The organism is Sorangium sp. So ce406 (assembly GCF_051474675.1).
Lineage (GTDB): Bacteria > Myxococcota_A > Polyangia > Polyangiales > Polyangiaceae > Sorangium > Sorangium cellulosum_G.
The window spans coordinates 10,881,851-10,893,297 of sequence record NZ_CP150340.1 but is presented as its reverse complement, the minus strand read 5'-3'; the positions used below and the strand labels follow the sequence as shown (position 1 = coordinate 10,893,297).

At 72.3% G+C, this 11,447-nt stretch carries 9 protein-coding genes; 3 read left to right on the top strand and 6 right to left on the bottom strand.

What is annotated here, in order from left to right; genetic code table 11:
- Nucleotides 1–329 precede the first annotated feature (329 nt).
- Nucleotides 330–491, bottom strand: coding sequence for a hypothetical protein (locus WME96_RS40960; RefSeq protein WP_433930630.1), 162 nt, complete (start codon nucleotides 489–491; stop codon nucleotides 330–332).
- 247 nt (nucleotides 492–738) lie between these two features.
- On the bottom strand, nucleotides 739–4,038 hold the full coding sequence (locus tag WME96_RS40955) for a DNA translocase FtsK 4TM domain-containing protein (protein WP_437286966.1): 3,300 nt from the start codon (nucleotides 4,036–4,038) through the stop codon (nucleotides 739–741).
- A gap of 455 nt (nucleotides 4,039–4,493) precedes the next feature.
- Here WME96_RS40955 and WME96_RS40950 point away from each other — a divergent pair, with 455 nt between their 5' ends.
- From WME96_RS40950 to WME96_RS40940, 3 genes are all read left to right on the top strand, one after another.
- The gene (locus tag WME96_RS40950) at nucleotides 4,494–6,089 is read left to right on the top strand and encodes a hypothetical protein (protein ID WP_437286965.1); all 1,596 of its coding nucleotides are present in this window, start codon (nucleotides 4,494–4,496) and stop codon (nucleotides 6,087–6,089) included.
- A 172-nt stretch (nucleotides 6,090–6,261) separates the two neighbouring features.
- Nucleotides 6,262–7,407: an FHA domain-containing protein gene (locus WME96_RS40945; protein WP_437286964.1), complete on the top strand. Its 1,146-nt coding sequence runs from the start codon at nucleotides 6,262–6,264 to the stop codon at nucleotides 7,405–7,407.
- Between the two features lie 55 nt (nucleotides 7,408–7,462).
- Nucleotides 7,463–8,746, top strand: a complete 1,284-nt coding sequence (locus tag WME96_RS40940; protein WP_437286963.1) for a L,D-transpeptidase — start codon at nucleotides 7,463–7,465, stop codon at nucleotides 8,744–8,746.
- A gap of 193 nt (nucleotides 8,747–8,939) precedes the next feature.
- Here the strand turns inward: WME96_RS40940 and WME96_RS40935 are convergent, their stop codons facing one another.
- From WME96_RS40935 to WME96_RS40920, 4 genes are all read right to left on the bottom strand, one after another.
- On the bottom strand, nucleotides 8,940–9,278 hold the full coding sequence (locus tag WME96_RS40935; protein WP_012240589.1) for an ATP synthase F0 subunit C: 339 nt from the start codon (nucleotides 9,276–9,278) through the stop codon (nucleotides 8,940–8,942).
- 294 nt (nucleotides 9,279–9,572) lie between these two features.
- Nucleotides 9,573–10,340: a F0F1 ATP synthase subunit A gene (gene atpB / locus WME96_RS40930; RefSeq protein WP_437286962.1), complete on the bottom strand. Its 768-nt coding sequence runs from the start codon at nucleotides 10,338–10,340 to the stop codon at nucleotides 9,573–9,575.
- Between the two features lie 217 nt (nucleotides 10,341–10,557).
- Nucleotides 10,558–11,022, bottom strand: coding sequence for an ATP synthase subunit I (locus WME96_RS40925; protein WP_061615154.1), 465 nt, complete (start codon nucleotides 11,020–11,022; stop codon nucleotides 10,558–10,560).
- Complete coding sequence (locus WME96_RS40920) at nucleotides 11,012–11,380, bottom strand: AtpZ/AtpI family protein (protein ID WP_437286961.1); 369 nt, start codon at nucleotides 11,378–11,380, stop codon at nucleotides 11,012–11,014. Before WME96_RS40920 ends, WME96_RS40925 begins: the two co-directional genes overlap by 11 nt.
- Nucleotides 11,381–11,447 lie beyond the last annotated feature (67 nt).

Below are 11,447 nucleotides of genomic sequence, written 5' to 3'. Positions count from 1 at the left end.
CCAACAGCGGCCGTTGACCCCATCGTACCTGGCGAGCCGACGTCCCGGTTCGAGCGTCGCGCGAGCCTCACGGCGCGGGATACCGCGCCACCAGGAGCTTAGCCGCGCTGGATACGGCACGTACAAATTACGGCACCGCGGTCGGCTTCCGGCCGTCGCGGCCGCTGGATACGGCCGCCGGAGCCCGCCGCCCGTCGCGCCCGAGTTTCGGGCGGGAGGCTCCGGGGAAGCAGGGCGACCGCCGCGCGCCCGCCGCGGAGCGCTGGCCAGCGCGCCGGCAGGGCTGCTCTCCCGTGGCGCCGGCGCCGCGCCCGATCAGCGCGGCCCGATCAGGTGGACCGCCGCCCGCCCATGCGCCGCGGCCGGCAGCCCAGGACCGCCGCGCGGCGGCACATCTCGTCGACACCGTCGCGCGACGCCGCCTCTCCGGGCATGCGCCTCGCGAGCCAGCCGATGAGCGTCAGCCCCGCTGCGCGGGCGTCCGCGGGCATCGTTCCCTCTTTCAGGAGGCTCGCGATCTGAGCGATCAGACGCGTGCGCGTTTCCTCAGGCGCCATCCTGCGTGCTCCATGAAGCATTCGAACGGGAAAGTCAAAACAACCGCCATGCTAGCGCGCTGCCCCGGCGGCGGGGACGCCGGGGCTGTGCTCTCCTCAACATCCGTCTCGGTCTGCTCGCCCGAGTCGACGGCGTGCCAACACGCACTGCAGCGCGGCGTCAAGACAGATCCCGTGAGGATCAGATCGGCGCGATGAGCACCTCGCGATCCTTGGCGCCGTTGGCCGGCCCGACCAGCCCGCGCTTCTCCATCGCCTCGACCAGCTTGGCGGCGCGGTTGTAGCCGACGCCGAGCTTGCGCTGGAGCCAGGAGGTCGAGCAGCGCCGGGTGTCGGCCACGATCCGCACCGCGGCGTCGTACATGGGATCGGTCTCCGCGTCGGACGTGTCGGGCTCCTCGCCCTCCTCGTCGCGGGGCCGGAGGATCGCCTCGTCGTAGACCGGCTCCCCCTGCAGCCGGAGGAAGTCGGTGATCTTCTGGACCTCCTCCTCGGAGCAGAACGGGCACTGCACGCGGCGCGTCTCGTTGGAGCCGTTCATCTTGATCAGCATGTCGCCGCGGCCGAGCAGGTGCTCGGCGCCCTGCTCGTCGAGGATCGTGCGGCTGTCCACCTTCTGCGCGACCCGGAAGGCGATGCGCGTGGGGAAGTTCGCCTTGATCATGCCGGTGATCACGTCGACGCTCGGCCGCTGCGTCGCGAGGATCACGTGCATGCCGGCGGCGCGCGCCTTCTGCGCGAGCCGGGCCACGCTCGCCTCCACGTCCTTGCCCTGCTGCATCATCAGGTCGGCGAACTCGTCGACGACGATCACGATGAAGGGGATCTTCTCCGGCAGCGCCGCGTCCGACCCGTCCTTCGCCGCGTCGACCTCCACCTCGAGCCCGTCGGCCCCGACCGCGCTCACCTTGGCGGGCGGCTTCGGCGGGCGCGCCTCGCCGCGCTGCACGCGCTCGACCCAGGCGTTGTAGGTCGTGATGTTCTTCGTCCCCGCGTTCGCGAAGAGCTGGTACCGCCGCTCCATCTCGTCCACGGCCCACTTCAGCGCGTTCGCCGCCTGCTTCATGTCGGTCACGACCGGCAGGAGCAGGTGAGGGATGCGGTCGAAGGGCGCGAGCTCGACGACCTTGGGATCGATCATCAGGAGCCTGAGCTCCTCCGGCGTCTTGCGGAAGAGCAGGCTCACCAGCATCACGTTGAGCCCGACGCTCTTGCCCGCGCCGGTCGCGCCCGCGACGATCACGTGCGGCATCGACGCGAGGTCGGCGAAGTACGGCGTGCCGATGATGTCGCGCCCGAGCACGCAGGGCAGCGGCGCCTTCATCTCGACGAAGCGGCGGTCCTCGACGAGCTCGCGCAGGTTGACGGGCAGGCGGTGCTCGTTCGGGATCTCGAAGCCGATCCGGTTCTTGCCGGGGATGGGGGCGACGATGCGGACCTTGCGCGAGAGGCCGAGCGCGAGGTCGTCCGCGAGGCCCGCCACCTTCGAGACCTTGGTGCCGGCGGCGGGCGAGACCTCGAACGTGGTCACGGTCGGTCCGGGGTGGATCTCCTCGACCTTGCCGCTGACGCCGTAGTCGGCGAGCGTCTTCTCGAGGAGCTGCGCGGTCGCCTTGAGCTGATCCGCGTCGAGCTGGATGCGCCCGCCCGCGGCCGCGTCGAGCATGTCGGTCATCGGCAGGCGGAAGCCCGCCCCGGTGGCCGGGACGACCTTGACCACCGCCGGCTTCTCGCTGACGAGCTCGCGGCTCGTGTCGACGATCGTGGGCGCGCGCGGCGCGGCGCCCTGAGGTCGCTCGGGGCCGCCGGCCGGCGGCGGCTCGCGGTGCGCCGCCCGGGCCTCCGGCTCGCGCGGCTCCCGCGGCTCGCGCGCAGGCAGGTCACGCGCCTCGTGCGCGGTCAGATCGCGCGGCTCGCGGGCGGTCAGATCGCGCGGCTCCCGCGGCTCGCGGGCGGTCAGATCGCGCGGCTCGCGGGCGGGCAGGTCGCGGTGGGCCACCCTGGCGTCGGGCTGCCGCGCCGGCAGCTCGCGCACGGGCAGGATGGGCGACGGCGTGGGCACGTCGAGCGCTTCCGGCTCTGCGAACGCGGCCACGCTGTCCTCGTCGGCCGCGGTCTCGACCGCGTCGTCCTCATCGAGCTGCGCTTCCCTCTCGAAGAGGTGCGCCTCGCCCGCGAAGGGCGACTCGTCGCCGTCCTCCAGGGCCGCGGCGCCGCGCGGCTCTGCGGCGGCCGCGGCGCGGCGCCGCCCAGCGCGGCGCGGTCCGCCGTCGCGCGGCTCGACGGCGCGCTGCACTCGTTCGCGCGGCTCGACGGCGCGCTGCGCTCCTTCGCGCTCCTCTCCCTCGAACAGCTCGACGAACCGCTGCCCCACCTCGCGCGGCGCGGGGCTGTGCTGCGCCACCTCGCGCAGCGGGTCGCTCTGCGGCGCCTCCTCTTCCGGCTCCGGCTCGGCGCTGTGGATGACCACCTCGTGCGCCTCGCCGCCGTGGATGACCACCTCGCGCGGCTCGGCGCTGTGGATGACCACCTCGTGCGCCTCGCCGCCGTGGATCACCGCCTCGCGCGGCTCGGCTCCCTGCGGCGCCGCCTCGCTCGCCAGCGGCGCCGCCTCGCGCGCCTGCGCCTTCCGCCCGCGCTTCGGCTTCGACGGGGCCGCCGGCTCCTGGGGGGCGGCGCTGGTCGGCGCGCTCTTCCACAGGTCGAGCGCCGGCGCCTCGACGCCGGCCGGCTCGACGGGCGTGCTTCTCGCGCCGGGGTCCGAGAGCGGCTCGTCGGCGTCGTCGGCCAGCGCGGCGATGATCGCGTCGGGGCTCGAGTTGCGCGCGATGATCGGCGGCGCCTCCTGCTCCGAGCCCGCCGCCCGCCGCTCCAGGTCGCGCGCCGCGGCCCACGCCCCGAAGAGCGCGCGCGCCCAGCCGGCGATGCGCGCCGCGATCGCGACCGCGAGCTGCTCGGCCCGATGCGCGAGCTCGATGAACGAGAACGTCGCGCGGCCCATCAGGATCAGCGCGACGATGGTGAGCCCGATGATGTACGACCCGATGTTCGAGAAGAGCGCGCGCAGCACCTCCCCGAACAGCTCCCCCACGGCGCCGCCGAGCGGCATCGCGCCGAACGCGACCGCCCGCGGGAACGCGACGTGCGAGAGCGCCGCGAGCACCACGACCACCACGATGTCGCCGCTCAGCCGGAACAGGCTCGCGATCGAGCGCTTCGCCCCGAGCAGCGGCATCGCGAGCAGCGCCAGCTCGAGCGGGACGAACCAGGCGATGACGCCGACCGCCTCGACCGACGCGCCCGCGAGCGCCGCCCCCACGGGACCCACCCAGTCCTCGCCCGCGAGCTCCGGGCGCAGCGGATCCGCGCGAAACGAGGCGAGCGCCAGGGCGCTGTACAAGGCGGACACCAGGAGGACCAGCGCCGCCGCGTCCCGGGCGTAGCCATGCCCCTGCGGCGCAGCAGGGCCGGCGACCCCCACCGGGCTGGTCCGTGCGGCGCCACGTGCCCCGGACCGCAAGGGCTCGCCAGGGCCGGCGGCGGGCTGGGCACGGCGAGGAGCGAACAAGGGGACGTTCATACCTACCTAAACCTACTTTGCTCACATATGCGTACTCCGCCCCGGGGGCAAGAAGTCTGGCAGGGCTGGTAAGAATCGGGCAAGGGCGGAACAGACGAGCGCGGCCGCGCACATCCGCGCGCTTGCGTGCGCTTGCGTGCGCGCGCGTGCGCCCGATCTCGCCGGGGGTGCGGGCTCAGCCCCCTCCGGCCCGTGACGGGTGCGACGAGGGCAGGGGGACGGGAGGGGGACGACGCCGCGCTGGAGTTCCGGCCCGATTTGGCGGAAACTTCGCTCGGGCTTCCTTCTCGTCGGCCTTGAAATTCTTTCAAACAGGACGCGGCGGGCGGTACCATCCCCACCCTCCTGAGACGTGCATGGAAACTGTCGAACGAGCAGGGCGGCGCGTCGGCGCTGCGGGCCTTCTTTTGCTGTGCCTCGCCACCGCCGGCGTCGGGCTCGCCACCAGCGGGTGTCGCGTCAACGAGAACGACATCCACCGCTGGGAGAGCACCGCCCACGGGCCGGACAAGCTCAGGGCCGTCTTGTTTCACGACAAGTACGACAACTCGCTCCGCGTCGAGGCGGCCACCTCGCTCATCCGCATGAAGCCGCGGCAGGGCCGGCGCGTGGGCATCGGCATCATGGTCGAGACGCTCGCGACCATGGCGCCGGAGGCCCGGCAAGCCATCGTCGCGGCGCTCGTGCCGACGATCATCGCCGAGCTCAGAAAGCCGCCGCCCGTCGCGCAGCCCGGGCAGCCCGTCCCGCCGGACACCTCGTTCCCCTACAAGGACGCCGCGTACGCGATGCTCACGTCCGACCGGACCGTGATCATCGCGGATGAGGGGCTGAAGGAGGGGCTCAAGGCCGCCCTCATCGACTGGGCCATGGCGGACTTCGAGCACCGCCTCGAGGACCGCTCCCAGGCGTACGGGATGGAGCAGCTCCTGCGCTTCATCGGCCCCCCCGCGGTGGCCGGCCTGCCCAAGCTCATGACGCGCGAGGCGAAGCGGCTCGACCAGATGGCGTCGCTCGTGGCCGAGTACGGCGACCCGCAGGCCAAGGAGGCCGCCTCGGCGAACCTGGTCGCCATCGCGAAGTTCGTCACCTCGAGCGACTGGGTCAACGCCAAGAAGCCCGATCTCCAGGCGGCGAACGCCGCGTCGAAGCTCACGCCCACCGAGAAGCAGTTCGAGGCGCAGCTCGCGCAGTACCAGGAGGAGGAGCTCTTCCGGGTCTTCGGCTCGATGAAGAAGCTCGGCGGCCGGCCGTCGGTGGACTTCCTCCTCGGCTTCGCGGCGGACACCCAGCAGCCCGAGAAGCGCCGCCAGGCCGCGCTCGCCGCCCTCGAGGGCCGGCTCGATCGCAACAACCCGAGCGACATCCAGCGCATCCTCGAGATCGCGACCGCGGACGCGCCCGACGTGGTGCTCGACCAGGCGTTCCGCCGCGTCGGCGAGATGCCGCGCGAGCTCGTCGTCGAGAAGCTCTACGGCCTCTTCAAGACGGACAAGTGGAAGATCCGCCGCGCCGCCGCCGCGACCATCCTGAAGATGTCGACGGTGAAGCACATCGACGAGTTCATGAGCAGGCTCCCCGACAGCAAGGGGTTCGCCATGCCCGAGGCGCTCACGTACGGCGCGGCGTTCGGCGACCTGAAGGAGGGCTCGCCCCTCGAGGCCCTGAAGAAGCACTTCGCCGCGGGGCCGGCGCCGGCGCGGACGAGCGCCATCGCGTACTACTTCACCTTCGGCACCGCCGCCGACCTCGCCGCGGTCAAGGCGCTCGAGGGCGACACGACGCGCGCGCCGGTCTGCGATGCCGACCCGGACTGCAAGTGGGCGTGCGAGGTGCCGAAAGAAGGGTCGAACGAGCGCGAGCTCAGGGACGTGAAGACCGTCGGCGAGTTCGTTCAGTACTGCATCGAGCCGGCCATGCAGGAGCGGAAGCCGGAGGGCGAGAAGAAGTGACGCGAGCGTCAGGTTTCGCGGCGAGCTGCGCGGGCGATCACGGGATCTCACGACGGCATGTTCAGGGTCGCAGCGCGCCATCGGCGCGGCCGAGAGCCATCAGGTGCTTGCAGGGAAGAGGCCGGGAGGAGGCTTCCCAGCGCAATTCATCCTCCATTATCGTTGGGTAGAGATGAGCGCGGATCCGAACAAGAAAAGCGCACGGACGTTCCAGTGTCGCGATGTCCTTTGGGAGACGTTCGAGCAGATGGCGCGCGAGCTCGAGTGCTCCATCGACTACCTCATCAATGAGTCGATGAAGCAGTACGCGCGGCAGCGAAGCTACAGCCCGCGCACGCCTTTCCCGCCGCCCGCCAGGGTCGACGCGCCTCCCGGCTCCGGTCAGCAGGCGATCGCGCACGCTCATCAGGCCACTGCGATGCCCCCGAACCCGCCGCTCCAGCCGCCCGGGCTGGCGTCGCCCGGCTCGCCGTCGCCCTTCGGCGGGGGCGTCTCGCTGCAGCAGCAGCCGGCGGTCGGCGGGTCGCCTTACGGAGCATCGCCCGGCGCGCCCGCCTACGGCGCGCCGTCGCCGCCGTACGGCGTGCCGCCGGTGGGGCCGATGCCGACGCCGGTCCCGGCGCTCACGCCGCCGCCGCCGCCGCCCGGGCAAGTCCGGCAGGGCGCGCCGCCGCCGCCGCCGCCGCCGCCCGGCAGCAGCAACGCCGGCGGAAAGCGGCCCAGCCTGCCCGTGCCGCCGCCGATCCCGGGCCGCGTGGGCGCGCCGCCGCCGCCCCCGCCGACCAGCGTGACCCGCCTCGGCGCGCCGCCGCCGCTCCCGTCGCAGGCCTCGGTCCCCGGTGGGCGCCAGAGCATGCCCGGCGCGCCGACGGGCCGCTCGGGGCCGCCGCCGCCCCCGCCGATGAGCAGCGTGACCGGGTACGCCTCGCCGATCGGACCTCCGGTGTCGCCGCCGTACGGCGTTGCGCCGCCGACGGCCAGCAGCGTGCCGGGCCCGCCGCCGATGGCCATGGGGATGCCGAACCAGGTCCCCGCCGGCCCGGCGCTCGCCGCGTTCTACGCGGGGCAGCGCTTCGTGGTGAACAAGGACCGGTTCATCATCGGGCGCGGCAAGCAGTCGAGCGATCTGACGATCAAGGACCCGAACGTGTCGCGCCAGCACGCCATGGTCGAGTTCCTCAACGGCCAGTACTACATGGTCGACATGGGCTCGACGAACGGCGTCGAGTACAACGGCCAGCGCATCGCCCGGAAGGCCATCGTCGAGGGCGACCTCTTCCGGATCTGCGACCACGAAGTGCGCTTCTCGTACCGCTGACAGCAGTAGGCCCTTGAGCGCGCGCCGCGTCCCGGGATCCCGCCGCGAGTTGGCGATGCGAAGCGCCGCGGCGGCGGTCGCCGTCGGCGCGGCGCTCTGGGGCGGGGCGGTCTTCGCCTCGCAGCCCCCGCCGTGGGTGCCGGCGGGCGAGATCCCGCTCCCGGCGTGGGTCAAGAGCGCGCGCGTGCTCAAGCGGGATCAGCCGCTGTTCGAGGCGCCGGGCGAGAACCCGCGCCGGCGCGGCTCGGTCGATCGCAACGTGCAGCTCCCGATCTTCGCGGTCCGGCGCGGCGACGGCTGCCTCGGGCGCTGGCTCGAGGTGGGCGCCACCGCCTGGGTCTGCGACGACGCCGTCGAGCTCTCGGCCGCAGGTCCGATCAGCCCGCTGGTGCGCACGTGGCGCGACATGCCGGACGGGCTGCCGTACCGGTATTATTTCGTCGGCCCCGAGGGGACCTTCGGCTATCGCCGGGCCGAGGCGGCCGACATCGACGCGCCGGACGCGCAGCTCGAGCCCGGCTTCGCGGTGACGATCGTCGAGGAGCGAGCCCAGGGCGGGGCGCGGTACGGCCGCACGAACAGCGGGTTCTGGGTGCCGATGCGCGATCTCGGCCCGGTGCGCGCCTTCGCCTTCCACGGCGTGGACGTGCCCGCGGGCGCCGAGCAGATCGCGACCGCGTGGGTCGTGTCGGAGAAGGCGCCGCTCTTCCGGAGGACGGCGGCGGGCTTCGCGCGGACCGACGAGAGCAAGGCGCGGTTCGAGGTCGTCCCCTACCTGGAAGAGGCGCAGGGCGCGTCGGGGAAGCTCGCGCGCGTCGCGGACGGCGACGGCGCCGCGTGGATCGCGGCGCGCGATCTCCGGCGGCCGTCGGTGGCGCCGCCGCCGCCCGAGGTCGACGTCGAGGCGGGCGAGCGGTGGATCGACGTCGAGCGCGCGACGCAGACGCTCGTCGCGTACGAGGGCCGGCGCCCCGTGTTCGCGACGCTCGTCTCGACCGGCAAGGGGGCGCCCGGATCGCCGCGCGCCACGCCCGCCGGCACCTACCGCGTCTGGGCCAAGCTGCTCACCTCGGACATGGACAACCTCGAGGACGAGGGCGCCGATCGCTACTACCGGATGGAGGACGTCCCTTACGTGCAGTACTTCTCCAGGGGAGTCGGGCTGCACGGCGCGTTCTGGCATCGCTCGTTCGGCCAGGTGCGGAGCCACGGCTGCGTGAACCTGGCCCCGCTCGACGCGCAGCGGCTGTTCTGGTGGACGTCGCCCCGGCTCCCCGCCGGATGGACCGCGGTCCTCCCGACGGCGCACGAGCCAGGGACCGTGGTGCGCGTGCGCTAGCAGCGGGCGGCGGAGCGTCGCGCGCGCGAGCCGGGGCGCGCGGTGCGCGTGCGACGGCGGCAGGTAGCGGGGACATCGCGCGCGCGGGCGAGGCTCCGTGGGAGGAGCGCTCGACCGGCGCAGCAGAGAGGGCGGAGGGGAGGCGGGGGAAGGAGCAGCGAAGCCGGGCCCGATGGGCGCGGCGAGCGCTGGCTCAGGGGGCGATCTTGCCCTGGAGGAAGAAGGCGATGACCCAGGAGAGGAGCACGAGCGACTCGATGAGCGCCAGGCCGAGGATCATCGGGGTCTGGATACGGGCCGCAGCGCCCGGGTTCCGGGAGATGCCCTCCAGGGCGGCCGCCGCGGCGCGCCCCTGACCCATGGTGCCGCCGAGGGCAGCGATGCCGATCGCGAATCCAGCCGCGACGGCGAGCCACGAGTTCGCATCGTACTTGTTCGACGCCGCGCCATCCTGCGCGAGCGCCATAGCGGGAACCAGTACCAGCGCAGTGCCGACAACGGCGGACAGCGACAGCTTGCTCTTCAGCGACATCCGAATCTGCTCCTTTCAAGCCACACAACCCGCGCGGGGCTGCATGCGTAACATCTGCGTGGGTCGGGGGCTCCGCGGGCGGCCCCCTATCGAGCTCCGGGGATCGCTCCCGGGACCTCGGCGACTGCATCGGTAGGGGACGCGCTTCCGCGATCCACCCACCTCTCTGGGGCAACCCATCGACAGCGGGGCCCCTCTAATCCGTTTTTCGAGGGCTGGCTAGCCTTCTCTTCACCCCCGAGCGCTGTTCTCTGCTGCGCCGGTAGGCCCCGACCGAGCGGTCGGGCGAAGCGTTCAGTGGTGATCCGCCTTCTCCGTCGCGAGCCCGATGTAGATGCAGCTCAGCAGGCAGAACACCAGCGTCTGTACGGTGATGACGATGATCGCCAGGAACATCAGCGGCACCGGGACGAACAGCGCGACGAGCCCGAGGAAGATGCTCGCCACGAGGTGGTCGACCGCGATGTTGAGCATGAGCCGGATCGAGAGGGTGACCGGGCGGACGCAGGTGGAGATGACCTCGATGGGGAAGATCAGCGGCGCCAGGTACCACTTCGGCCCGGCGAGGTGAGCGATGTAGCCCCAGCCGTTCTCCTTCAGCCCGTAGTAGTTGAAAAGGACGAACACGACGACCGCGCACCCGATCGTGACGTTCAGGTTCGAGGTCGGCGGGTTCACCCCCGGGATCAGCGCCGACGCGTTCGAGAAGAAGACGAACGCGGCCGATCCGCCGATGAGCGGGAAGTACCGCTTCGCGTTCACGGGCCCCATCACGTCGCGGGCCATCCCGTAGAAGTAGCCGAAGAACGCCTCGAAGAACGTCCGCAGCGTGAGCTTGTCCTCCGGGATCACCGACTCGTTCAGCCGCCGGTACTGCGCGCGCACCTCGCTGGCGAGGAGCACGAACAGCACGATGATGAGGAGGCTCATGAAGATCGGCTCGGTCCCGCGGTAGTCCACCGTGTGGTGACCGATGAACGTCTTGCCGATGTTGCGAGCGTTCTCCCGGAGCCCGGGGAGCTGCGCCAGGAGGTACGTGAGGAACCCTGTATGCTCAGGCATGGCTTTCGTCGTCGATGCGCCGCGCTGGCAGCCGCGCGGCAGTGCTGAGACGGCCGCGAGCGCTCGCGCGCCTTGGAGGAGTTCGCCCTCGGTCGAGGGGCCTCGCCTCTACCACAACTCGCCTACGATGGGCACCCTTGGAGCGCGCCAGGTCCGCTCCAGGTGACGTCAGGTACCGCGCTGGTCCCCCCGGCGCGGTGCCGGTCCCCCGCTGAGATCAGCCGGGAGCGCTCGGCGGGGCCCCCTCCGCAGGAGGCTTCGGTCCGAAGAGCGTGCCCAGGCTGATGCCGACCACGAGGGAGGCATAGCCGACCATCAGGGCGACCCCCGAGACGGCCTCGCTCTTCAGGATGAGCCACACCCCGCCCATCAGGGCGGTGAGCTTCACCATCGCGATCACCGTCCACGACACGGTGTGGCCCCGCCGCGAGATGAACGCGTCCACGATGCGGGCGAAGACGTAGAGGTTCGCCGTGGCGATCGCGCCCCCGATGGCGACGCCGAGCGCCGCGCGCACGCCGTACGCGAGCAGCCCGGCCACGGACAGGACCGCGGCGGTGCCGGCGACCCAGCGGAGCACGGCGCGCATGGTCGCGTCCCCGACGCCCGGCTTCTCCTCCGCGTCGGGCTCGCTGTGCGGCGGCTCGCCGCCGCGTGCCCCGGATCGTCGCTCAGCGCTCATCGTGCTCCTTCGCGGGCTGCCGCTCGTCGGGATCGAGGGCGACGCTGCCGGAGGCCGCCCGCCGGTCGTCCTCCGGCGCACGCTCGTCCTGCCGCGCCCTCCGGTCGTCGAACATCGGCGCGGGGTTCCCCTGCTCGCGCTCTTCTCGCGCTGCCTCCGCCTGCATTTCCTTCCACGCCCGATGGACCGCCTTGCCGGCGGCGCCGAGCCCGAAGAAGAACCAGAGCACCGACATCAGCGGATCGGTCCCGAGCTTCCCGTCGAGCCAGCGGCCGATGAACAGGCCGAGGAGGATGCTCAGCACCACCTCGAGGCCGATGGTCCCGTAGCTTCCGACGGCCTTCCAATCCTGCTTCATCAGGGGATCCGATCACCCGGCAGTACCTGGGTGCCTCAGGTCGCGATTACAAGCGGTCCCGGACGGG